Source organism: Edaphosphingomonas fennica, from assembly GCF_003034225.1.
Taxonomy (GTDB): Bacteria; Pseudomonadota; Alphaproteobacteria; order Sphingomonadales; family Sphingomonadaceae; genus Sphingomonas_E; species Sphingomonas_E fennica.
Genome location: NZ_PHHF01000001.1, coordinates 33,490 through 56,352 on the forward strand (window position 1 = coordinate 33,490; position 22,863 = coordinate 56,352).

Below are 22,863 nucleotides of genomic sequence, written 5' to 3' on the forward strand. Positions count from 1 at the left end.
CCGATCCGGACGACGCCGCCGTCCGCGATCGTCAGTGATCCGTGCCGGATACGCCGACATGTAACTGGCCAATGCCGTGGTTTTCCAGGATCGGCGGATCATCGTCATGCTCCCGGATGCCTCCGGCTACGTTCCAGATGGATCCGGCACCGGAAACGGTGGCATCGCCGGTGCCGCCCGCGACGCCCAACCGGATGGGGTCGGGATCGGCGCAGGTGCCCGTGGAGCAAAGCGCATAATCGTCTTGATAGTTGAGCGCCTTGCCGCCGGCCAGGACGTTGAACGTGCCCCTGCCGCCCGCGAGCACACCAACGCTCATGCCGTTCTTGAACGTGCCGGTGCTGGCATGGTTGGTATCGGTGTTGAAACCGGAAATCTCGATGGTGCCCGTACCGCCGCTGGCACCGATGATCGTCGCGCCGCCCGTCGAGGACGATCCCATACTGGCGGCAAGCTTGCCGCCGTTGAGCACATTGATCGTGCCGGTTCCGCGAAGCGTCCCCACCTGCAGGCCGGCCGCCGCGCCGTCGCCATGGTTCTCGGTCGCGAAGCCGGCATCATCGATCGTGATCGTGCCTGTCCCGTCGTTGCGGCCCACATAGTTGACGGCGCTGTAAATGCGGAGCGATCCCGCTTCATTCCCATAGTCGCTCTGGCTTTCAACCTTCTTGCCGCGACCCAATATGTTGACGGTACCTGTGCCGAAATTGTCGCCGACGATCAGGCCTGCCGTGCCGGACCAGCCGCCAGCACGCAGCGCTATGCCCTCAGCTGCGGTTCCGGCGGGCCGCAGATCGAGATTGAGCGTGCCGACACCCTGATTGATCCCGACTTGCAGGGCATTGGGGCTCGATATCGATGCTTCCGAATAATATTCGTCCGCGCTGTTCTCATCCATGCGGACGGTGAGCGTGCCGTTGCCGCCCAGCCCCGAACCGATCTCGAGCGACCCCACCTCCCAATAATTGCTGCTGTTCCAATTGGGCCAGGCAGGATTCTCCACCCAGGATTCCTCCTTGATGGTCCAGGTCGCGCTGTTGGCGGGAGTCGTGTTGATGACGACGCGTCCGTCGAAGGCGTCGGGATAGTTGTTCCCGTTCTGCCAATTCTCGCGCACGGTGATGTCGCTGCTGGTGCCGCCCACCCAACTGTTGATGATGGGATCGGCCGACTGGGCCGTCGCGGGAGGTGGCGCCATCAATAATGCCGAAGTCGCTGCGCCACAAAGAAGTGCCGTGCGGAAATATCCGTTACGGATGTTCAAATAGGAACCCGTGCAGGAAAAGACGCCGTCCCGCATGGCACGCACTCCCTGTTGCGTGATCGGTGGACCTATATTGCCCTATGCGTCGACGATAGGGACTCGGCCCTTTCGATCAATAAAGCTATGATACGGTAGCTTTCGAATCAACCAGTTATATTATTGCCGGTTCCGGCTATTTCTGGCGTCCCGTCGAGTCCGTTTTGGATCGGATTGCGCGGCACAAACTCATCGCCGATGGAATGGTTCCGCCGTCCGAAGGAAAAAACATCCTCCCGCCCATCGGTGGATGACGCCGGGACGAAGCCGGCTTATGCCGATGGAAACAGGAAGAAAGGCCGCCCGATCGATGCGCATGAACCGCCTGCTGCCGTTCGTCGCCGCCACCCTCGCCGTCATCGGGCTCCAGCCGGCGGCCGGGGCGGAAACCTATGACGTCGTGATCCGCAACGGCACGCTCTACGATGGCAGCGGCGTCGCGGGCCAGGTGGGCGATGTCGCCATCAGGGGCGACAGGCTGGCGGCCGTGGGCCGGGTGGAGGGACGCGGCCGGCGGGAGATCGACGCGCGCGGGATGGCGGTGGCGCCGGGCTTCATCAACATGCTGAGCTGGGCGACGGAATCGCTGATCGCCGACGGCCGCAGCCAGAGCGACATCCGCCAGGGCGTGACGCTGGAGGTGATGGGCGAGGGCAGCTCGATGGGGCCGCTCAGCCCGGCGATGAAGGCCGATGCGCTCAAGCGGCAGGGCGACATCCGATATCCGATCGGCTGGACCACGCTCGGCGAATATCTCGACATGCTCGAGAAGAAGGGCGTTTCCACCAATGTGGCGAGCTTCGTCGGCGCGGAGACGGTGCGCGTGCACGAACTGGGCGAGGGCGATGTCGATCCGACGCCCGAACAGCTCGATCGGATGAAGGTGCTGGTGCGGCAGGCCATGGACGAAGGGGCCATGGGCGTCGGCAGCTCGCTGATCTACGCGCCCGGCACCTATGCCGAGACGCCCGAGCTGATCGCGATCACCACGGCCGCGGCGCAATGCGGCGGCATGTACATCTCCCACATGCGATCGGAAGGGGACCGGCTGATCGAGGCGATCGACGAGCTTATCGAGATCGCGCGGCGATCGGGCGCGGCGGCCGAAATCTACCACCTCAAGATGGCTGGCCGCGACAATTGGGATAAATATGACGCCGCGATCGCCCGGATCGAGGCGGCGCGGGCCGAAGGGCTCCGGATCACCGCCGACATGTATACCTATCCCGCCGGCGCCACCGGCCTCGACGCGGCGATGCCGACCTGGGTGCAGGCGGGCGGGCTGGAGGCGTGGATCGAGCGGCTGAAGGACCCCGCGATCCGCGCCCGCGTCGCGGCCGAGATGGCGGCGCCGGGCAAGGGCTGGGAGAATTTCTTCGCCGGCGCCGGGCCGGAGGGCATGCTGCTCGCCGGCTTCAGGAACGAGGCGCTGAAGCCCTTGACCGGCAAGACGCTGGCCGAAGTGGCGAACATGCGCGGCAGGAGCCCGGCGGAAACCGCGATGGATCTGGTGATCGAGGATGGCAGCCGGGTCGGCACCGTCTATTTCCTGATGGACGAGGCCAATGTCGCGAAGCAGGTGGCGCTGCCGTGGATGAGCTTCGGATCGGATGCCTCGTCGCAGGCGCCCGAGGGCGTATTCCTGAAATCGGGCACGCATCCGCGCGCCTACGGCAATTTCGCCCGCCTGCTCGGCAGATATGTGCGCGACGAGGGGCGGGTGCCGCTTGCGGATGCGATCCGCAGGCTTACCGCGCTGCCGGCCGGCAACCTGAAGATCGCCGATCGCGGCATGCTGAAGCCCGGATATTTCGCCGATGTCGTGGTGTTCGATCCCGCCCGGATCGCCGACCATGCGACCTTCGCCGATCCGCAGGTCTACGCCACGGGCATGCGCGACGTGTTCGTGAACGGCGTGCAGGTGCTCAAGGACGGCGAGCATAGCGGCGCCACGCCCGGCCGGGTGGTGCGCGGGCCGGGCTATGGACGCTGCAAGGGATAGGCCCCCAAGGAAAAGGCGGGCTGGCAATCGGCCCCGGACGCCTCATATCGGGGGCAGCGGATCGAAAGGAATTGCAATGGCCCGGCCGATGAAGATCGATTTTGTCTCCGACGTTTCCTGCCCCTGGTGCGTGATCGGCCTGCGCGGGCTGGAGGAGGCGCTCAGGCGGGCGGACGATGTGGTGGACGCGCGCATCACCTTCCAGCCGTTCGAGCTCAACCCCGACATGGTGCCCGAGGGCGAGGACATCGCCGATCACCTCGCGCGTAAATATGGCTCCTCGATCGAGCAGCTCGAGGCCAATCGCGAGGCGATCCGCGCGCGGGCGGCGGAGCTGGGCTTCACCATGGCGGGCGGGCGCAGCCGCATCTACAACACGTTCGACGCGCACCGCCTGCTCCACTGGGCGGAGGCGGAAGGCCGGCAGGCGGCGCTGAAACATGCCTTGTTCGAAGCCTATTTCACCGACGGCAAGGACCCGTCCGACCATGACGTGCTGGTCGCGGCGGCGGAGAAGGCCGGGCTCGACGGCGCGTCGGCGCGCGAGGTGCTCGCCACCGGCCGCTATGCCGAGGAGGTGCGCCAGGCCGAGCAGCTCTGGCGATCGCGCGGCATCAGCGCGGTGCCGGCGGTGATCATCGACGATCGCTACCTGATATCGGGCGGACAGCCGCCCGAGGCGTTCGAGCAGGCGCTGCGCCGGATCGCCGCCGAAGCGGCCTGAAGGCCCGCCCGCCTATCTGGCCGCCGCGCCGGCCTGGGCGCGGGCGAAGGCGGACAGGTGCGGCGGTTCCGATGCCGCCGGGGCGAAGGCGCCGGGGCCATGCGGCCCCGGATCGCGCATCGGATCGACCGGGCGGCCGTTTATCCGCACCTCATAATGGAGATGGCTGCCGGTCGAACGGCCGGTCGATCCCGCGAGCGCGATGATCTGGCCGCGCCGCACCGCCTCGTCCGGCCTTACCAGCAGGCGCGAGAGGTGGGCGTAGCGGGATTGCACGCCGCCGCCATGATCGATCGCCACCAGATTGCCGTAGCCGCCGGCCCGGATCGCGCGATCGACGCGGCCGTCGGCGGTGGCGCGGACCGGGGAGCCCGCGGCGGTCGCCATGTCGACGCCGGCATGCGCCGCCGCCGTGCCGCGCAGCGGATCGAGGCGGGGGCCGAAGCGCGAGGTGAGCCGCGGATGTTCGACCGGCATAACCGCCGCCGCCGCGCGATCCTCCCCACCGCCGGCCGGCGGGGGCGAGGGCTGCCAGCCGAGCATCCGTTCGCGGAACCGCGCATCGCCCCCGATCGGCAGCGTCGCCGAATCGGGGCTGGCGGGATTGCCGCGCGCCACCGCCGCCATTCCCGGCGAAGTAATGCAAAATATTGCCAGGGCGGCGATATGTTGTTTGCGGCGCGGTGAGGGGAAGGGGGGCATGCGATATGAATATCCGTCCCGACTTTCCATGAAAAGGCCCGAGCCCGCCTGCTTAAATATTGGGCAGATGCAAGCATTGGCTGAATAAAGCACTAAATTCGCTTCAACTGCAAAATCGCACGTTTCATCGCTGTGAGGGGCCGGGCAGGCCGGGCCGCCCCGCATCGGCTCCGTCAAGCGGATGTCGGGCATGGAGCGGCTTGCCGCCGTCCCGATCGCTGCGGACGAAGCCTTCGTCGCGGCGCCCGAGACCTATGAGTGAGGGGCGTATGAACCGGTCTGAGCTTGAGCTTCTGGACAATCTGAAACGCGGGCGGGACCATCATGGCGTGGTTGCCGTGAAGGCCGAATTCGAGGCCGAGGGCACCCGCCCGGACGAGTTTCATCGCCTGCTGGAGATCGCCCAGCGCGCCGGCGTGAAGGTGGCGCTGAAGATCGGCGGCTGCGAGGCGGTTTCCGATCTTCTTGCTTCGAAGATCTATGGTGTCGACTATGTGATCGCGCCGATGGTCGAGACGCCTTACGCGCTTTCCAAGTTCGTCGACGCCAAGAACAAGACGCACGGGGCCCAGGAACAGCGGACCAGTTTCCTGTTCAACCTGGAGACCGAGACGACCCTGCGCAACCTGCCGGCGATCCTGCCGGTGGCGCGTAGCGGCGTGGACGGCATGGTGTTCGGCCGCGTCGATTTCGCGCTTTCGCGGGGCCTGCCGCGCGGCGCGATCAACGATCCGTCGATCACCGCCGCGGTGATCGAGGCCGCCCATGCCTGCCGCGACAATGATCTGGAGCTGGTCGTCGGCGGATCGGTGGCGGTGGAGGCGATCCCTGCGCTGCGCGAGATCCGGCGGGTGCGGTTGGACCGGTTCGAGACGCGCAAGATCGTGTTCGACGGCGCCGCGATCGAGGATGCGGCGATCGCCGAGGGCATCATGCAGGCGGTGGCGTTCGAGCTCGGCTGGCTGAAGAACAAGCATGATTATTACGATGCGATCGCCCGCGAGGATCTGGCGCGCATCGCCATGCTGGAAGCGCGCATGCCGGCGCCGCGGCAGGCGGTTCCGCACGCCGCCTGACCGGGCATCGCGGCGGAGCGTCCGATGCCGTTCCGCCCCCGCATCACACCATCCGCGCGGCACGTTCCGCGACAAGGGGATCGCAATCCATGCGTGACTATCGACAGCTGGATTCCGCCGTTTCGGGCCTGATGCGCTCCGTCGCCGGAGCCGTGATCCTGCCGCGATTCCGCAATCTCGCATCCGGCGAGATCGCCGAGAAATCGCCGGGCGAGATCGTGACCGTCGCCGATCGCGAGGCGGAGGAGCGGCTTGCCGCCGGGCTTGCCGCGCTGGACGGCGGGGTGCGGATCGTGGGCGAGGAAGCCTGCGCCGCCGATCCCGCGCTGCTCCGCGATCTCGGCCGGGGCGCGGTGTGGCTGGTCGACCCGCTGGACGGCACCGCCAATTTCGCCGCCGGGCGCCAGCCCTTCGGCATGATCATCGCGCTGGCCGTGGACGGCGTGGTCGAGGCCGGCTGGCTCTACGATCCGGTGGCGGACCGGATGTGCCATGCGATCCGGGGCGGCGGCGCCTTCATCGGCGGCCGCCCGCTTCGCACCTGGCCGGCACGCCGCCGCCGCCCGATCGCCGCGCTGGCGACCCAGTTCATGACGCCCGACCTGCGCGATGATTTCCACCGGCGGGCGGACGGGATGTTCGATCGCGTGCCGATCCCGCGCTGCGCCGCCGAACATTATCCCCGGCTCTGCCTGATGCAGAACGACGTGGCGATGTTCCAGCGGACCTTGCCGTGGGATCACGCCGCCGGGGCGCTACTGCTCATGGAGGCGGGCGGCCGCGTCGCCCGCTGGGACGGCGGCGACTATCGCATCGACGACGGCAAGGCGGGGCTGCTGGCGACCGCATCGCCCGCTTTGTGGGAGGATGCGCGCGCCGCGCTGTTCGACGAGGCGGAGCTGGAAGCCGTGCCCGCCCTTGCCGTCGCCTGATCGTGATGGCCCGCCCCTCCCGCAAGAGATCGATGGACCTGTGACACCCGAGATGACGCTTCCGTTTTCCGGCCGGCGCGCCGGCATCGCGCGCCGTGCGCTGCGCTGCTCGGCGGCGCTGATGCTGTGCCTGCCGGCGATCGCCCAGGCGCAGTTCCTGCCGCCCGCCGCCGCCGATGCGGGGGCTGCCTCATCGCCTTTCGGCGGCCCGGCCGCTGCCTCCGGCGCGCGCGGCGTGAGCGCGGCGGCGGCGGCATCGCAGGTGGGGATCGGCGCGGACGACGGCGCGGCGGCCTTCCAGCCCGTGCAGATCGAGGGCAGGCGCCCGGCGGGCGATGCCGACGGCAACGGATCGGCCGGCAAGGCCGCGCGGGACGAAGCATCGGCGGAGGCGCTCCGCGATCGTTCGCTGGCGGCGGCGGGGCGGCCGGCGATCAGCGAGTTCGAACGCTACGTCTCCTCGGTGGTGGACAAGCCGCTCCGCCGCTTCGGCGCCGATCTGCTGGTGCCCGCCGCGCGCGATTTCACCGCGCCGCCCACCACCACGGTGCCACCCGATTACCGCCTGAACCCCGGCGACGAGCTGGTGATCGGCCTCGCCGGATCGGTGCAGGCGGATGAATTGCGCCTGGTCGTCGATCCCGAAGGCCGCGTGTTCCTGCCGCGCGCCGGCGCGGTGGACCTGGCCGGCGTGCGCTATGGCGACGTGCAGGCGCTGCTGTCGCGCCAGCTTTCCCGCTTCTACCGCGATTTCCAGATCAGCGTGGCGATCGGCCGGCTGCACGGCATCACCGTTTATGTCACCGGCTTCGCGGCGACGCCCGGCTCCTACACGGTCAGCAGCCTTTCGACGCTGGTGAACGCGGTGCTGGCGGCGGGCGGCCCGTCTGCCGGTGGCAGCTTCCGTTCCATCCAGCTTCGTCGCGGCGGCCGGCTGGTTTCCGATTTCGACCTCTATGATCTGCTGCTGAGGGGCGACAAGAGCGGCGACGCCGTGCTCCAGAATGGCGACGTCATCTATATCGCGCCGGTAGGGGCGCAGGTGGCCGTGGTCGGCAGCGTCAACCATGAGGCGATCTTCGAGGCGGGTCCGAAGGATTCGCTCGCCGACGTGCTGCTCTATTCGGGCGGGGCCAATACGGTCGCGGACAATGGCCGGCTGATGGTGCTCAATCCGCTGGCGCCCGAAACCGGCGGCTGGGAGGAATTGACCCCCGCCCAGGCGCAGGCGCGCATCGCCAGGCGCGGCGAGATCGTGCGCGTGCTCTCCGGCGTCGGCATCGCCCGCCCGCTCGACCAGCAGCCGGTGCTGGTGACGGTGAGCGGCGAGGTCGCCCGGCCCGGCCGCTATTATTTCCAGCCCGGCGTCAGCCTGGAGGACGTGATCGGCCGCGCCGGCGGAATGACGGGCAAGGCCTTCCCTTATGCCACCATCGTCACCCGCGAAAGCGTGCGCCAGCAGCAGCGACAAAGCTTCAACCGCGCGCTCAAGGATCTGGAGCTGCAGCTCACCACCCAGCCCCTCATCTCGGCGAACCGGGCCGAGCAGTTGCAGCCGGCCTATCTGCAGGCGGTGCAGTCGGTCGTCGCCCAGTTCCGCTCGCGCGAGCCGGACGGGCGGCTGGTGCTCGATATCGGGCCGGACGCGCGGTCGCTGCCGGGCGAGCTGGTGCTGGAGAATAACGACACCATCTACGTGCCGCCGCAGCCGGTGACGGTGGGCGTGTTCGGCGCGGTGCCAAGCTCCGCCTCGTTCAAATATGCGCCCAACCGCACGATCGGCGATTATCTGAAGAATGCCGGCGGCGTCAGCAAGATGGGCGACAAGTCCGCCATCTTCGTGGTGCGCGCCAACGGCTCCGTCCTCGCCTCCGGGCGCGGCCTGTTCCAGGGCGGGCTTGCCAATGCGCGGGCGCTGCCGGGCGATCTGATCTACGTGCCGGTTGCCGCGGGGCGCGGCGAATTCTGGGCGCGGCTGCGCGATATCACCAGCACGCTGTTCGGCGGCGTCGCCGCTGCGGCAACGGTGAAGGTGCTCGCCGAATGAGCGCGATCGATCAGGGGCGGGCGGCGGTCGTCCGGGCGGTGCATGACGGCCGGATGCGCCGCCGCGTCTATGCGGTGGCGGCGCTGCTGCTCGCCCTTCTCTGCCTGTGGCCCCAGCCGCATGTCGCGCGCGCCAAGATCCTGCCGCAGGACAATGGCGGCTCCGGCGTCAGCGCGATGCTGAACGCGCTGGGCGGGCAGATGTCCGGCTTCGCCAATCTGCTGGGCGGTGCGCGCACCCCGATCGACGTTTATCTCGTCGTCGGCCGCAGCGAGAATGTGATGGTCGACGTGATCGACCGGCTCAGGCTGGTCGGCCCGTCGGGACGCTATGCGACGGTGGACAAGGCGCGGATCGCGCTCGCCCGCAAGGTGGACGTCCATTCGCTGCCGGGCGGAGTGATCGAGGTCGAGACGCGCACGCATGACGCCGCCGAGGCGAAGGCGCTGACCTTCGCTTATGTCTCCGCGATCAGCGACCGCATCGGCACGCTCGGCCGCGAACGGATCGTCGCCAAGCGCAAGGTGGTGGACGAACGCTTCGGCCAGGCGGTGCGCCGGCTTTCCAGGGCCGAGGCCGCGCTCAACGAATTCCGCCGCCGCAACCGGCTGGCCGAGCCCGAGGCGCAGTTCGGCTCCGCCCTCATGCTGCGCGCGGACCTGGAGGCGCGGCTGCAGGCGAAGCTGGTGCAGCTCCAGACGGTGCAGCGCTTCGCGGGCGCGGAGAATGTGCAGCTCAAGGCGCTCCAGTCCGAAATCGCGGCGCTCCGCGCCCAGATCGCGCGCAGCGCGCAGCCGGCCGAAGGGGCCGGCGGGCCGAACGTCGCCGGGCTGGCCGAGGTTTCGGCCGAATATCTGAACCTCTATCGCGACTATCGCTTCGCCCAGGCGCTCTACGAGGCCTATTCCCGCCTGTCGGAACAGGTGGCGGTGGACGAGCTGACGGCGGAAAGCGCCGCCGACGTCCAGCTCCTCGAACGGCCGCATCTCGATGCCGGGCGGCATTATAATATCCCGGCGGTGGCGCTGCTGGCGGCGCTGCTGCTGCTGGCCCTGTTCACCGAGGTCTATGCGCCGGCGACGGGGATCGCGCTGTTCCGCGGGACGCCCGCCGGCGGGGATGTGACGCCATGACGGCGGCGGTGGGGGCGCCGCTCTGGCCCGGCCCGGAAAACGAGGCCGTGCCCGAGCTTTCGATCGTCATTCCCTGCTTCAACGAGGAGGAGAATGTCCGCGCGATCCACGCGGCGGTGAAGGCCGAGGCCGAACGCCATGCGCGATCGCACGAGATCATCTTCATCGACAACAAGTCGACCGATCATACCCGCGCGCTGCTGCGGCAGATCTGCGCCGAGGACGGCGCCACGCGGGCGATCTTCAACAACCGCAATTACGGCCAGATGCGATCGCCCACCCATGCGATCTACCAGGCGACCGGCCGTGCGGTGATCGGCATGTGCGCCGATTTCCAGGACCCGCCGGCCATGATCGGCGAGTTCATGCGCCTGTGGCGCGGCGGGGCCGAGGTGGTGCTGGGCCAGCGCCGGTCCGAACGCGCTTCCCCGCTCACCCGCTTCATCCGGGCGGCGGGCTACGGCTTTCTCGGCCGTTTCGCCGATTATCCAGTGATCCCCGGCGCCACCGGCTTCGGCCTGTTCAGCCGCGACGTGGTGGATGCGCTGGCGACCTGGAACGAGCCCGAGCCCTTCTTTCGCGGCATGGTGGTGGAAGGCGGCTTCCGTATCGCCATCGTCCCCTTCGACCGGCCCGAGCGCGCGGCGGGCGAGACCAAGAACAATTTGCGCACCCTCGCCGACTTCGCGATTTCCGGCATCGCCGGATCGTCCAAGTCGCTGCTGCGCTGGCCGATCAAGGGATCGATCTATGCGGGCCTCGCGACGGCGCTGCTGCTCGGCGGCGCGCTGGCGGCGCATCTGGCGGACGGGCGGGGCTGGGCGCTGCTGTTCCTCGCCGCGCAGGCGGGCATGTTCGCCGTGCTGCTGCTGTTCCTGGGGCTGATCGGCGAGCAGGTGCGGATGATATCGGAGCGCACGCGCAACGTGCCGCTGGTGATCGAGGAAGCGCGGCTGAACTTTCCCGCCGGGCGGCGCGCGCCGGTGGATCGCCGCCAGTTCGGGACGGAGGAGGCATGAGCGGCGGGCGGCGGGCCGGCCGCGCGGCGGGCCTCTTCGCCGAACGGGCGCTGATGCTGGCCGTGGCGGCGAGCTTCGGCTGGCTCCTCTGGTCGTTCCACCGGAACGGCTATCTGCCGCAGCCCTTCATCATCGACACCAACGACACCTTCATGGACTGGTTCAACACCGCATATTGGGCGAACAATCCGGGCGCCTATGATGTGTGGCGGACGGTCTATCCGCCCTTGTCCTTCCTGTTCCTGAAGCTGTTCAGCCTGCCCGGCTGCTATCTGGATTCGCCCTTCCAGGCGCGCGACTGCGACTGGTTCGGCAAGGCCGCGATCCTCGCATCCTACGCGCTGGGCGTCGCGCTCGCCTGGATCGCCTTCCGCCGCGCCGACCGGGCGACCGCGCCGATGCGGATCATCGCCTTCGCGATCGGCCTGCCGATGCTGTTCGCGCTGGAACGCGGCAACCTGATCCTGCCCTGCATGGCCTGCTTCGTCATCGCCCATGGCGATATCGTGCGGTCGAAGGCATGGCGCGGGCTGGCGGCGGCGCTGACGATCAACTTCAAGCCCTATCTGCTGCTGCCGGTGCTGGCGCTGGCCTTCAAGCGGCGCTGGCGTTCGCTGGAGCTGGCCGGGATCGCGACGCTGCTGGTCTATCTCCTGACCTATGCCTTCGTCGGCGCGGGCAGCCCGATCGAGATCGTCGACAATATGCGCAACTGGGTCGTCACCTTCGTGGGCGGGCAGGTGTGGGAACAAATCTATTATTCGACCAGCTATGTGACGCTGCTGCCGATCCGCACCACGCCGATCCCGATCCTGGACCATATCTCCTCGCGCACGGTGGAGACGATCCTGTGGGCCGTGCCGATCCTGATCCGCGCGAGCCAGGTGGCGGGGCTGCTCTGCCTCGCGGGCGCGTGGCTCCAGCCGCGCGCGCTTTCGACGCAGCGGATCGCAGCGCTGCTGATGGCCATGTCGCTCGTCAGCCAGTCGCCGGGCGGTTACACCCAGGCCTTCCTGATCTTCCTCGTCTTCCTCGAACCCTGGCGGCGGCCGGGGCCGATCGTGGCGATCGTCGCCGCCTATCTGCTTTCGATATCGGCCGATTGGATCCTTTCGCCCTTCCCCGAGATCGCATCGAAAAGCTGGCTGGGCGGCCGGCCGGTGACGGGCCTGTTCGGCCTTTCGGTCGGCCAGTTCGCGCGACCGGGGCTGATCCTGCTGATCCTGTGGGCGCTGGCGGCGGACAGCCTGTGGCTGATCGCCCGCGCGCATCGCGGCCATCGCCCGATGATCGCGATCGGGCCCCGGACATGGCCTGCCCGGCCGGCGGTGGCGCGATGACCGCTTTGGCCCGATCCCGTGGCGGCTGGCGCTTCGCCGACGATCTCGACGCCATGTTCGCGGCGCTGGCGCCGATCTGGCCGCGCCTGGCCGGCAAGCGCATCTTCATGACCGGGGGCACCGGCTTCATCGGCCGCTGGATGCTGGAAGCGCTGCGCGATGCCGATCTGCGGCTGGGGCTGGGCGTGGAGGTGGTGCTGCTGAGCCGCGACCCGGCAGGCTTCGCCGCGCGCGTGCCGCACATCGCCGGCCATCCCGGCTTCCGCCTGATGGCCGGCGATGTCTGCGATTTCGCGGTGCCGGACGGGGGCTTCACCCATATCGTCCATGCCGCGACCGATGCGAGCGCCGCGCTGAACAGGCGCGATCCGCGCCGCATGTTCGACACCATCGTCGAAGGCACCCGCCGCGCGCTGGACATGGCGCGGGACCGTGCGGTCGAACGCTTCCTGATGCTGAGTTCCGGCGCGGTCTATGGCGCGCAGCCGTGGGACATGACCCATGTCGAGGAAGGCTGGCGCGGCGGCCCCGACTGCCTCGATCCGATGTCGGCCTATGGCGAGGGCAAGCGCGCGGCGGAGATGCTCTGCGCCATCCATGCCCGCCAGTTCGACCTCGACATGGTCAATGCCCGGATCTTCGCGCTGCTGGGGCCGCTGCTCTCGCTCGATATCCATTTCGCGGCGGGCAACTTCATCCGCGATGCCCTGCGCGGCGAAACCGTGGTGGTGGAGGGCGCGGGCACGGCGGTGCGATCCTATCTCTACGCCGCCGATCTCGCCATCTGGCTGTGGACCATGCTGATCCGCGGCGAAAGCGGCGCCACCTACAATGTCGGATCGGAGGAAGCGGTGTCGATCGCCGAGCTGGCGCACCGCGTCCACCGCATCCTTGGCGGGGCCGGGGTCGATATGCTCGGCCAGCCCGATCCCGGCTGGAATCCCGGCCGCTACGTGCCCTCGACCGCGCGCATCGCCCGCGACCTCGGCCTCCGCGCGACCGTCGACCTCGATGAAGCGATCCGCCGCACGGCGATCTGGAACGGATGGCAGCAATGACGACCATGAAATTATCGGACTGGGTGGCCGGCGAGCTTGTCCGCCACGGCATCGGGCATGTCTTCATGCTCACCGGCGGCGGGGCGATGCACCTCAACCATTCGCTGGGCACCCATGCCGGCCTGCAATGCACCTTCACCCATCATGAGCAGGCGCTGGCGATGGCGGCGGAGGCCTATTACCGCCTCACCAACCGGCTGGCGGTGGTGAACGTGACGTCGGGGCCGGGCGGCACCAACGCCATCACCGGCGTCTATGGCGCCTTCGTCGATTCGGTCGGCATGCTGGTGATTTCCGGCCAGGTGAAGACCGAGACGACGGTGCGTTCCACCGGCCTGCCGCTGCGCCAATATGGCGATCAGGAGCTGGACATCGAGGAAATCGTCCGCCCGATCACCAAATATGCGACGATGGTCACCGATCCCCGGTCGATCCGCTACCATCTGGAAAAGGCGATCTACCTCGCCACCAGCGGCCGGCCGGGGCCGTGCTGGCTGGATATCCCGCTGGACGTGCAGGCGGCGCGGATCGACCCGGACGATCTGCTGCCCGGATTCGACCCCGCCGAACTGGACGAGCCGTGGAAGCGGACCGATCTCGACGCGGCGGCGGCCGCGATCCTCGAAAGATTGCAGGCGGCCGAGCGGCCGGTGGTGTTCGCCGGCGGCGGCGTGCGGCTGAGCGGCGCGCACGGCGATTTCATCCGCCTGATCGAGAAGCTGGGCGTGCCGGTGGTGACGGGCTGGAACGCGCATGACGTGCTGTGGAACGATCACCCGCTTTATGCCGGGCGGCCCGGCACCGTGGGCGACCGCGCCGGCAACATGGTGACGCAGAGCGCGGATTTCCTGCTGGTGCTGGGCAGCCGGCTGAACATCCGGCAGGTGAGCTACAATTGGAAGACCTTCGCGCGCGCCGCCTACAAGGTGTGGGTGGATATCGATCCGGTCGAGCTGCGCAAGCCGACGGTGACGCCCGACATGCCGGTGGTGGCGGACCTTGCCGATCTGATCCCGGCGATGCTGGCCGCGCCTTATGCCGGGCCGACGGACGCGCACCGCCTGTGGCTGGGCTGGGCGCGCGATCGGGGGCCACGCTTCCCCACCGTGCTGCCCGAATATCGCGATAACGCGCTGGTCCATCCCTATGTCGCGATGGACGAGCTGTTCGCGGCGCTGGACGAGGACGACATCGTCGTCACCGGCAATGGCAGCGCCTGCGTCGTCAGCTTCCAGGTGGCGGCGCTGAAGCGCGGCCAGCGGCTGTGGACCAATTCCGGCTGCGCGACGATGGGATATGACCTGCCGGCCGCGATCGGCGTGTGCGCCGCCACCGGCAGCCGGCAGCGGGTGATCTGCCTGGCAGGCGACGGCAGCATCATGATGAACCTGCAGGAGATGCAGACGATCGCGGGTTACGGCCTGCCGGTGAAGGTCTTCCTGCTCAACAACAGCGGCTATGTTTCGATCTTCCAGACGCACCGCAACTTCTTCAACGGCGTCGAGGTGGGCGGCGGACCCAAGAGCAACGTCACCTTCCCCGATTTCGGCAAGGTCGCCCACGCCTTCGGCTTCGCCTATTTCCGCGCGGCGAGCCATGACGATCTGGCCGCGACGATCGCGGACGCGCTGGCGGCGGACGGCCCGGTGCTGTGCGAGATCATGCTGGACGAGCATGTGTCCTTCGCCCCCAAGCTGGGCGCGAAACAGCATCCCGACGGGCGGATCACCTCGCCCGCGCTCGAGGATCTTTCCCCCTTCCTCCCGCGCGAGGTGCTGCGGGAGAATATGCTGATCGACCTGATCGAGGAAGCGTGAGCGCCGTGACCGATCGATCGCCGTCGCGGGCGGCATCCAGGATCGCGGCCATCGGCAGGCGCGGCGGCCGGCCGCTGCGCTTCCTGGTGGCGGGCGCGGTCAACACGCTGCTGGGGCTGGCTTTCTACCCCCTGCTGCTGTGGGCGAGCCCGTGGTTCCGCGTGCATTATCTCGCGGCGCTCGGGCTGGCGCAGATCACCTGCCTGCTGTTCGCCTTCGCCACCCACAAGTTCGGCGTGTTCCGCACGCGCGGACCGGGCATCGTGCGCGAGTTTGCGGCCTTCGCCTCCTTCTACGCCATCAGCTATGCGGCCAACTGGGCGATGCTGCCGCTGCTGGTCGAGCTGGCCGGCATCCGCCCGGCGGCGGCGCAGACCGGCTTCACCCTGGCGGTGATCGCCGGATCCTATTTCTGGCACAGCCGGATCACCTTCCGGCCGGCCGACAATCCCGAACAACCAAGGTCGCAGGAGATACGATGCGAACCGTGATACTGGCGGGCGGCCTGGGCAGCCGCCTGGGCGAGGAAACCGCCGTGCGCCCGAAGCCGATGGTGGAGATCGGCGGCATGCCGATCCTGTGGCACATCATGAAGATCTATTCGGCCGCGGGCCTCAACGATTTCGTGATCTGCCTCGGCTACAAGGGCTATCTGATCAAGGAATTCTTCGCCAACTACTTCCTCCACACGGCGGACGTGACGATCGACCTCAACCGCAACGACCTGGAAATCCACCAGGCGCGCAGCGAGCCGTGGCGGATCACGCTGGTCGAAACCGGCGCCACGGCGATGACGGGCGGGCGGCTGAAGGCGATCAAGCCCTATCTCGAACCGGGCGAGCCCTTCTGCTTCACCTATGGCGACGGCGTCGCCAGCATCGACGTGGCCGATCTGGTGCGCTTCCACCGCGCCCATGGCCGGCGGGCGACGATCACCTCGGTCGCCCCGCCGGGCCGGTTCGGCGCGCTGGAGTTCGAGGGCGATCGCGTCACCAGCTTCCGCGAGAAGCCGGCCGGCGACGGCGGGCAGATCAACGGCGGCTTCTTCGTCGCCGATCCTTCGGTGCTGGACCTGATCAACGGACCGGATACGACCTGGGAGGCCGAGCCGCTGGAACGGCTGGCCAATGCGGGCGAGCTTGTCGCCTATCGCCATGACGGCTTCTGGCAGCCGATGGATACGCTGCGCGACAAGCAATATCTGGAATCGCTGTGGCAGAGCGGCGAGGCGCCGTGGAAATGCTGGTGAGCGAGGGAAATCCGGGCGCCGGCAATCCCTGGGCCGGCCGGCGCGTGCTGGTGACGGGGCATAGCGGCTTCAAGGGGAGCTGGCTGGCCTTGTGGCTGCACGCGCTGGGCGCGGAGGTGACGGGCTTCGCCCTGCCCGCGCCCACCGATCCCAGCCTGTTCGAAGCCGCCCGGCTGGCCGGGCTGATCCGCCATGTGGAAGGCGACGTGCGCGATCCGGCGGCGGTGCGCCGGGTGGTGGCGGAGGCGCGGCCGGAGATGATCTTCCACCTCGCCGCGCAGCCGCTGGTCCGCCTGTCCTATCGCGAGCCGGTGGAAACATATGCCACCAACGTGATGGGCACGGTGCATGTGCTGGAAGCGGCGCGGCAGGCCGAAGGGGTGGCGGGGATCGTCTGCGTCACCAGCGACAAATGCTATGAGAATCGCGAATGGGTGTGGCCCTATCGCGAGAGCGACCCGATGGGCGGGCACGACCCTTACAGCAGCAGCAAGGGCTGCGCGGAGCTGGTGGTTTCGGCTTATCGCAATTCCTTCTTCTCCGAAGGCGGGCCGGCGGTGGCATCGGTGCGCGCCGGCAACGTGATCGGCGGCGGGGACTGGGCGGAGGACCGGCTGGTCCCCGATCTGGTCCGCGCCTTCCGGCAGGGGGCGGCGCCGGTGATCCGGTCGCCCGAAGCGGTCCGGCCCTGGCAGCATGTGCTGGAGGCGCTGGGCGGATATCTGATGATCGCCGAACGGCTGCTGGCGGGCGAGGCGCGCTTTGCCGACGCCTGGAATTTCGGCCCGGCCGATGACGATGCCCGGCCGGTATCCTGGATCGTCGATCGGATGAAGGCCGCCTGGGGCGACGGCGCGTCCGCCGCCATGCCCTTTTCCGGCGCCCGCCCGCACGAGGCGGGGCTGCTGCGGCTCGATTGCTCCAAGGCGCGCGCGGCGCTCGGCTGGCGGCCGGCGCTGGCGCTGGAGGATGCGATCGACTGGATCGTCGAATGGCATCGCGCGGTCGACGACGGGCATGATCCCCGCGCCGTGACGCTGGCGCAGATCGCCGAATATCGCAGGCGGGCGGGCCATGGTTCCGCGGCAGGCGCGCAGGCCGCCGGAACCATGGCGGCATGAGGATCGGGCGCGCCCGCTTTTCCCCGGCCGGCATCCTCCTTTTCCTGATCCTGCTGCTGGCGCTGGCGCTCAGGCTCAACGGCCTGGGCTTCGGCCTGCCCGCGCTCTACGATCCGGACGAGCCGCTGTTCGTGGTGAGCGCGCTCAAGCTGCTCCGCGATCAGACGCTCAACCCCGGCTGGTTCGGCCATCCCGGCACCACCACCATCTATGCGCTGGCGATCATCGATATGCTGGTGTTCGCGGCCGGCAGCCTGACCGGGCGGCTGGCCGATACCCATGCCTTCGCGACCGCCATCTACACCGATCCCTCGATCGTGGTGCTGCCGGGCCGGCTGTTCATCGCGCTGTGCGGGGTGGGCTGCGTCTGGCTCACCTTCCTGATCGGCCGGCGGCTGTTCGGCGATCGCGCCGGCCTGCTGGCGGCGCTGCTGCTGGCGGTCGATCCGCTGCATGTCCAATGGTCGCAGGTGATCCGCACCGATATCCAGGCGACCTTGTTCATGCTGGCCTGCGTGCTCGCCTCGATCGGGGTCGCCCGGCACGGGCGGCTCGGCGATTATCTGTGGGCGGGCCTCTGGGTGGGGCTGGGCACGGCGACCAAATGGCCGGCCGCGACGATCATCGCCTGCCTCGTCGGCGCGGCGCTGCTGCGCATGCGATCCGATCCGGCGAATGCGCGGCAGGCGGCGGGGCGCCTCGCCATCGGCCTTGCGGCCTCGCTGGCGGCGCTGCTGATCGTCTCGCCCTATATCCTGATCGATCACCAGACGGTGCTGGCCAATCTGGGGCGCGAGGCGCGGCCCCAGCATCTGGGCGCCACCGGCGGCGGGTTGCTCTTCAACCTCGGCTGGTATGTGGCGGGGCCGATGCGCGAGGCGATCGGCATCGCCGGGCTGGCGCTGGCCGCGATCGGCATCGGCGTGGCGGCGCGGCGGCCGGTGGCGCTCGCCACCATCATCCCCGCCTTCCTCGTCTTCCTGCTGGCGATCAGCGGGGAATCGCTGATCTGGGCGCGCTGGATCCTGCCGCTGCTGCCCTTCCTCTCCCTGTTCGCGGCGGTGGCGATCGTCGCCGTTGCGGATCGGCTTGCGCCGGGGCTGGGGCGGCGCGGCGCAGTCGCCGTGCAGCTGCTGCTGGCGGCGGCGCTGGCCCTGCCGATGCTGGCGGCGGCGCGCGCCGAGGCGGCGGAACGGATCAACGACACCCGCACGCAGGCCGCCCGCTGGGCGCGCGCGCATATCCCGCGCAGCGACCGCATCGTGCTGGAACATCTCGCCTTCGACATGCTGGGCGATGGGTGGAGCTTCCTCTTCCCCGGCGGCGATGTCGGCTGCATCGACGGCAACAAGGTGCTGGCCGGCCAGGTCCGCTATGCGGATGTCGAACGCTGGCGCAACGGCCGCTCGATCCTCGATCTCGGCACGATCGATCCGGCCCGGATCGCCGCCTGCTGGGGCGATTATGCGATCATCTCCCACCTCGATCGCTACCAGCGCGAGCCCGATCGCTACCGCGCGGAGCTGGCCACCTACCGGCGCTTCCTCGACGGCGGCACAACGGTGGCGATGTTCCGCCCCGCTCCGGGGCGGAGCGGCGGGCCGGAGGTGCGGATCGTCCGGCTCGGGCCTTTGGCCGGTCCGGAGGAGGACGCGCCGAAGCGGTGACGCTTCCCATCCACTGCTTATCCGGGCAGTATCCGGCGCGATCCTCCCCGGCTGGCGGCCGGGGAGGAAATCGCCCCCGCTTGGCCGGACGCGAACATTCGGCCCGATCGCCGCTGCGTTCCTTGTTGCATGGCCGCGAAACGCCAATGCACAACCGTGCGGAAAAAAACGATCGGAGAGCGGGATGGGCGACAAGCGGACAATGGCGATGTGGGGCGGCGTCCTGCTGCTGGCCGGGTGCGGCGGCGGATATTCGGGGCCGATCGACACCAGCGGGCCGATCGCCGACTGGCGCTTCTACGGCGGCGACGCGGACGCCACCCATTATTCGCCCGCCACCCAGATCACCACCGCCAATGTCGCCGGGCTGAAACCCGCCTGGACCTACCATATCGGCAAGTTGGACGTGCCCGAGGGCGTATCGCCGACGTTCGAGGCGACGCCGATCGTGGCGGACGGCAAGATGTTCGTCTGCTCGGGCCTGGGCAAGGTCGCCGCCGTCGATCCCGAGACCGGCAGGGAAATCTGGGCGCAGAATTACAAGGCGGATGCCACCAACGCCTATCTGATCAACTGCCGGGGCGTCACTTATTATCGCGATCCTGCCCCCGCACCCGCCAACGGCCCCGCGCCCGCAGAATGCGTCAGCCGCATCCTCGTCGGCAGCATCGACGGCCGGCTGCGGGCGCTGGATGCCGAAACCGGCCAGCCCTGCGCCGGCTTCGGCGACAAGGGCGTGCTCGATCTCACCCAGGGCCTCGGCCCGGTGCAGCCGGGCGATTATGCGATCTCCTCGCCCCCGGTGGTGGTGGACGGCAAGATCGTGCTGGGCGGGCGCATCCCCGATAATATGCGGGTCGACGTGCCGGCCGGCGTGATCCGCGCCTTCGACGTGCATAGCGGCAAGCTCGCCTGGGCGTGGAACCCGCTGCCGCCCGGCGTCACCGACGCCGCCAACGCCCCGCCGGGCGAACCCTATGTCCGCGCCACGGCGAACAGCTGGGCGCCGCTCACCGCCGATCCGGCGCGCAACCTCGTCTTCGTGCCGACCGGCAATGCCGGCCCCGACCATATCGGCATCGATCGCGGCAACCGCGATTACTGGTCCTCCTCGGTGGTGGCGCTCGACGCGCGCACCGGCCAGCCGCGCTGGCGGTTCCAGACGGTGCATCATGACGTCTGGGATTATGACGTGCCGGCCCAGCCGCTGCTGTTCGATCTGAAGCAGGGCAGCCGATCGATCCCGGCGCTCGCCCAGGCGACCAAGCAGGGCCATATCTTCATCCTCAACCGCGAAACCGGCAAGCCACTGTTCCCGGTGGAGGAACGCCCCGTGCCGCAGGCCGGCGCGCTGCCCGGCGAGAAGCTGTCGCCCACCCAGCCCTTCCCCAAGGACCCGGCGATGATCGTGCGCCGGGACATGACCGAGGACGACATGTGGGGCTTCACCTTCTGGGACAAGGGCAAGTGCCGCGATCTGTTCCGCAGCGCCAATTGGGAGGGCGTGTTCACCCCGCCTTCCACGCGGGGGACGATCTTCTTCCCCAGCTTCATGGGCGTGAACAATTGGGGCGGGATGGCGATCGATCCGGTCAACCAGGTGCTGGTGGTCAACACCACGCAGGTGCCGGCGATCGTGAAGATGGTGCCGCGCAAGGAAACCGATGCCATGCTGGCGCGCGGCGAACGCCTGCTGCCGAGCTTCGGCACGCCTTACGGCAACACGATGGTGCCGATGCTGTCGCCGCTGGGCGCACCCTGCGTGCGGCCGCCCTGGGGCACTTTGCTGGCGATCGACCTCAAGACCCGCAGGAAATTGTGGGAAGTGCCGCTGGGCACCACCCGCGATCTCGCGCCATGGCCGATGTGGCTGAAGCTGGGCGTGCCGAACATGGGCGGCGCGGTGGTGACGGCATCGGGCGTGGTGTTCATCGGCGCCGCGACCGACAATTTCCTGCGCGCCTTCGATATCCGCACGGGGCGCGAGCTATGGAAGGGCCGGCTTCCCGCCGGCGGCCAGGCGACGCCCGTCACCTACCGGCTGAAGCAGGGCGGCCGCCAATATGTCGCCATCGCGGCCGGCGGCCACAAATATCTCGGCACCAAGATCGGCGACTCGCTGGTCGCCTTCGCATTGGAACCCAAATGATCCGGCGCGGCCGGCGGGGCGGCTTATCCTCCGATGGCACCGGATGAACCACCCGGCTGGGTCGAGCCGCCCGCCTTGTCGCGGGACGATTTCCCGGCCGGCGACCGAACTGACTGCCGGCAGATCGGCCCCCCCAAAAAAAGCCCCGGTGAGACACCTCACCGGGGCTGATTCTTCCGCCGATGCGGCGGATCAGGCGATCGCGGCCTTCCGCCGGCCGCCGAAGCGGCGGAGCGTGCCGCCGATGAAGCCGAAGCCGATGATCATCTGCGCCCAGGTCGCCGCTTCCGGCACCGCCGCCTGCGCGGTGGTGTAGGACCAGTTCGGGTTGGCCAGCACATCGATATTGGTGTTCCAGCCGATCGCATCGAACACGGCGAGATCGAGCCCGCGAACGACGCCCATCTGCCCATAAGCCACGGTCGGGTCCATGATGCCGAGCTGGAGGTTGCCGCTGGCATCCTTCCAGTGCGAGGCCTGCCGCCCGTCGCCATTATATTCGCCGGTCGAGAAATAGCCGTCGAGGAAGGCCGTCTGGCCACCGTCGATCGAGAAATAGGCGTCGTCGCCGGGCGCCCAGTTCAGCTCGGCACCGTCGTTGCTCTGGGCGTAACGGAACAGATCCATCACATAGCCCCAATAGACCTCGTTCACCGGATAATCGGCGAGATCGCCTGCCAGCGGCCCATTCGGTCCACCGACATAATCATAATCGTCGACGCCGCTCGTAAAGCCCAGGATATGGCCGATTTCATGGATCGCCACCGCAACGAAATCGATCTTGTTCGCATCGATGCCGTCGGTGGGGTCGAAGTCGAACGCGAAATCGGAGCTGAACGTGATGTCGCCGTCGGGCTCGTCCGGAATGAAGGCGCCAAGCCCGATCGCCTTGATGACCGACGAGTTTATGCCGATTTCCTGGTTGTTGGCGCTGCCGTCATTGTCGAAGACCCGCTTAGTCGTATCGACGCCGAGCTTGTTCGCCTCGTCCACATAACCGGGGGTGACCACCGAAACCGCGCCGTTGGTGAGCGTGGGCAGCACCTTCACCGCATCGAGATTGGTCGTGCCCGTCGCGCCCAGATAGGCCTGATAGGTCGGGATATCGAGGACGTAGAGATTGCTCTGCGCACCGCCGATGATGTCGGGATCGCCGAAGGACGAGAAGCTGATGTTGATGTTTATCGTCACATCGTTGGTGAGCACATGCTCCCAGAAGCTCTTGGCGATGTTGAAGCCGCGCTCGGCGGCCGAGCCCGCGACGGTGCCGTCGTCGGTGAACACGATGCTAACGGCATTGGCGGGTGCTGCGCCAGCCACGAGGGCGGCGGCAAGGGCCGTCCCCAGCAAGGTTTTACGAAAGCGATGTGCAAGCATGGTCATGGTCGATTCCCCTGATTCCCAAGGACCACGGCTCCCGCCCGTTCCATGATGCCCGCCTATGGGCCGGAGTCGGTCACTCTGCGTTAACCATAAGGGGTGGTTAGCGGTTTCAGGTCAAGGGAGATTATGGGTCGCCCCAATACG

18 protein-coding genes are annotated in these 22,863 nt (G+C 68.4%); 15 read left to right on the plus strand and 3 right to left on the minus strand.

What is annotated here, in order from left to right; all coding sequences use genetic code 11:
* Nucleotides 1-31 precede the first annotated feature (31 nt).
* Nucleotides 32-1,198, minus strand: a complete 1,167-nt coding sequence (locus CV103_RS00125) for a hypothetical protein (protein WP_107393555.1) — start codon at nucleotides 1,196-1,198, stop codon at nucleotides 32-34.
* A 412-nt stretch (nucleotides 1,199-1,610) separates the two neighbouring features.
* On the opposite strand from CV103_RS00125, the gene CV103_RS00130 reads away from it, so the two are divergent.
* Nucleotides 1,611-3,302, plus strand: coding sequence for an N-acyl-D-amino-acid deacylase family protein (locus CV103_RS00130; protein WP_245896582.1), 1,692 nt, complete (start codon nucleotides 1,611-1,613; stop codon nucleotides 3,300-3,302).
* Between the two features lie 76 nt (nucleotides 3,303-3,378).
* Nucleotides 3,379-4,026: a DsbA family oxidoreductase gene (locus tag CV103_RS00135; protein ID WP_107393557.1), complete on the plus strand. Its 648-nt coding sequence runs from the start codon at nucleotides 3,379-3,381 to the stop codon at nucleotides 4,024-4,026.
* A gap of 12 nt (nucleotides 4,027-4,038) precedes the next feature.
* Here the strand turns inward: CV103_RS00135 and CV103_RS23140 are convergent, their stop codons facing one another.
* Complete coding sequence (locus tag CV103_RS23140) at nucleotides 4,039-4,644, minus strand: M23 family metallopeptidase (protein WP_342749138.1); 606 nt, start codon at nucleotides 4,642-4,644, stop codon at nucleotides 4,039-4,041.
* Between the two features lie 353 nt (nucleotides 4,645-4,997).
* Between CV103_RS23140 and CV103_RS00145 the strand changes: the two genes are divergently transcribed.
* The 13 genes from CV103_RS00145 to CV103_RS00205 all read left to right on the plus strand — a co-directional run bounded on the left by CV103_RS00145 (nucleotide 4,998) and on the right by CV103_RS00205 (nucleotide 21,336).
* Complete coding sequence (locus CV103_RS00145) at nucleotides 4,998-5,804, plus strand: aldolase/citrate lyase family protein (protein ID WP_015458884.1); 807 nt, start codon at nucleotides 4,998-5,000, stop codon at nucleotides 5,802-5,804.
* 89 nt (nucleotides 5,805-5,893) lie between these two features.
* Entirely contained in the window at nucleotides 5,894-6,736 is an 843-nt protein-coding gene (locus CV103_RS00150; protein WP_107393559.1) for an inositol monophosphatase family protein, read from the plus strand.
* A 52-nt stretch (nucleotides 6,737-6,788) separates the two neighbouring features.
* Entirely contained in the window at nucleotides 6,789-8,783 is a 1,995-nt protein-coding gene (locus CV103_RS00155) for a polysaccharide biosynthesis/export family protein (RefSeq protein ID WP_107393560.1), read from the plus strand.
* Nucleotides 8,780-9,916: a capsule biosynthesis protein gene (locus tag CV103_RS00160; RefSeq protein ID WP_107393561.1), complete on the plus strand. Its 1,137-nt coding sequence runs from the start codon at nucleotides 8,780-8,782 to the stop codon at nucleotides 9,914-9,916. The genes CV103_RS00155 and CV103_RS00160 overlap by 4 nt, the downstream gene beginning before the upstream one ends.
* Entirely contained in the window at nucleotides 9,913-10,935 is a 1,023-nt protein-coding gene (locus CV103_RS00165; protein ID WP_107393562.1) for a glycosyltransferase family 2 protein, read from the plus strand. Before CV103_RS00160 ends, CV103_RS00165 begins: the two co-directional genes overlap by 4 nt.
* A complete protein-coding gene (locus CV103_RS00170) occupies nucleotides 10,932-12,275 on the plus strand; it encodes a glycosyltransferase 87 family protein (RefSeq protein WP_107393563.1) in 1,344 nt (447 codons plus the stop codon). Before CV103_RS00165 ends, CV103_RS00170 begins: the two co-directional genes overlap by 4 nt.
* Complete coding sequence (locus CV103_RS00175) at nucleotides 12,272-13,333, plus strand: NAD-dependent epimerase/dehydratase family protein (protein WP_107393618.1); 1,062 nt, start codon at nucleotides 12,272-12,274, stop codon at nucleotides 13,331-13,333. The genes CV103_RS00170 and CV103_RS00175 overlap by 4 nt, the downstream gene beginning before the upstream one ends.
* A complete protein-coding gene (locus tag CV103_RS00180; protein ID WP_107393564.1) occupies nucleotides 13,330-15,150 on the plus strand; it encodes a thiamine pyrophosphate-binding protein in 1,821 nt (606 codons plus the stop codon). The genes CV103_RS00175 and CV103_RS00180 overlap by 4 nt, the downstream gene beginning before the upstream one ends.
* 5 nt (nucleotides 15,151-15,155) lie before the next feature.
* Nucleotides 15,156-15,641 carry a GtrA family protein gene (locus tag CV103_RS00185; protein WP_245896583.1) on the plus strand — a complete coding sequence of 162 codons (486 nt, stop codon included), beginning with the start codon at nucleotides 15,156-15,158 and terminating at the stop codon, nucleotides 15,639-15,641.
* Nucleotides 15,629-16,399: a glucose-1-phosphate cytidylyltransferase gene (gene rfbF, locus CV103_RS00190; protein WP_107393565.1), complete on the plus strand. Its 771-nt coding sequence runs from the start codon at nucleotides 15,629-15,631 to the stop codon at nucleotides 16,397-16,399. Before CV103_RS00185 ends, rfbF begins: the two co-directional genes overlap by 13 nt.
* Nucleotides 16,390-17,520, plus strand: coding sequence for a CDP-glucose 4,6-dehydratase (gene rfbG, locus CV103_RS00195; RefSeq protein WP_107393566.1), 1,131 nt, complete (start codon nucleotides 16,390-16,392; stop codon nucleotides 17,518-17,520). Before rfbF ends, rfbG begins: the two co-directional genes overlap by 10 nt.
* Nucleotides 17,517-19,187: an ArnT family glycosyltransferase gene (locus CV103_RS00200; protein ID WP_107393567.1), complete on the plus strand. Its 1,671-nt coding sequence runs from the start codon at nucleotides 17,517-17,519 to the stop codon at nucleotides 19,185-19,187. The genes rfbG and CV103_RS00200 overlap by 4 nt, the downstream gene beginning before the upstream one ends.
* Before the next feature lie 184 nt (nucleotides 19,188-19,371).
* Complete coding sequence (locus CV103_RS00205; RefSeq protein WP_107393568.1) at nucleotides 19,372-21,336, plus strand: pyrroloquinoline quinone-dependent dehydrogenase; 1,965 nt, start codon at nucleotides 19,372-19,374, stop codon at nucleotides 21,334-21,336.
* Between the two features lie 192 nt (nucleotides 21,337-21,528).
* On the opposite strand, the gene CV103_RS00210 is transcribed toward CV103_RS00205, so the two are convergent.
* Nucleotides 21,529-22,719 carry an NF038122 family metalloprotease gene (locus tag CV103_RS00210; protein WP_245896584.1) on the minus strand — a complete coding sequence of 397 codons (1,191 nt, stop codon included), beginning with the start codon at nucleotides 22,717-22,719 and terminating at the stop codon, nucleotides 21,529-21,531.
* Between the last annotated feature and the right edge of the window lie 144 nt (nucleotides 22,720-22,863).

What these genes read in the sequence shown, in the direction of transcription:
- rfbG (WP_107393566.1), top strand. Translation starts at nt 16,390, where the DNA reads ATGCTGGTGAGCGAGGGAAATCCGGGCGCCGGCAATCCCTGGGCCGGC.
- CV103_RS00210 (WP_245896584.1), bottom strand. Translation starts at nt 22,719, where the DNA reads ATGACCATGCTTGCACATCGCTTTCGTAAAACCTTGCTGGGGACGGCC.
- CV103_RS00200 (WP_107393567.1), top strand. Translation starts at nt 17,517, where the DNA reads ATGAGGATCGGGCGCGCCCGCTTTTCCCCGGCCGGCATCCTCCTTTTC.
- CV103_RS00170 (WP_107393563.1), top strand. Translation starts at nt 10,932, where the DNA reads ATGAGCGGCGGGCGGCGGGCCGGCCGCGCGGCGGGCCTCTTCGCCGAA.
- CV103_RS00130 (WP_245896582.1), top strand. Translation starts at nt 1,611, where the DNA reads ATGCGCATGAACCGCCTGCTGCCGTTCGTCGCCGCCACCCTCGCCGTC.
- CV103_RS00150 (WP_107393559.1), top strand. Translation starts at nt 5,894, where the DNA reads ATGCGTGACTATCGACAGCTGGATTCCGCCGTTTCGGGCCTGATGCGC.
- CV103_RS00165 (WP_107393562.1), top strand. Translation starts at nt 9,913, where the DNA reads ATGACGGCGGCGGTGGGGGCGCCGCTCTGGCCCGGCCCGGAAAACGAG.
- CV103_RS00145 (WP_015458884.1), top strand. Translation starts at nt 4,998, where the DNA reads ATGAACCGGTCTGAGCTTGAGCTTCTGGACAATCTGAAACGCGGGCGG.
- CV103_RS00175 (WP_107393618.1), top strand. Translation starts at nt 12,272, where the DNA reads ATGACCGCTTTGGCCCGATCCCGTGGCGGCTGGCGCTTCGCCGACGAT.
- CV103_RS00180 (WP_107393564.1), top strand. Translation starts at nt 13,330, where the DNA reads ATGACGACCATGAAATTATCGGACTGGGTGGCCGGCGAGCTTGTCCGC.
- CV103_RS00205 (WP_107393568.1), top strand. Translation starts at nt 19,372, where the DNA reads ATGGGCGACAAGCGGACAATGGCGATGTGGGGCGGCGTCCTGCTGCTG.
- CV103_RS00135 (WP_107393557.1), top strand. Translation starts at nt 3,379, where the DNA reads ATGGCCCGGCCGATGAAGATCGATTTTGTCTCCGACGTTTCCTGCCCC.
- CV103_RS00125 (WP_107393555.1), bottom strand. Translation starts at nt 1,198, where the DNA reads ATGGCGCCACCTCCCGCGACGGCCCAGTCGGCCGATCCCATCATCAAC.
- CV103_RS00155 (WP_107393560.1), top strand. Translation starts at nt 6,789, where the DNA reads ATGACGCTTCCGTTTTCCGGCCGGCGCGCCGGCATCGCGCGCCGTGCG.
- CV103_RS00160 (WP_107393561.1), top strand. Translation starts at nt 8,780, where the DNA reads ATGAGCGCGATCGATCAGGGGCGGGCGGCGGTCGTCCGGGCGGTGCAT.
- rfbF (WP_107393565.1), top strand. Translation starts at nt 15,629, where the DNA reads ATGCGAACCGTGATACTGGCGGGCGGCCTGGGCAGCCGCCTGGGCGAG.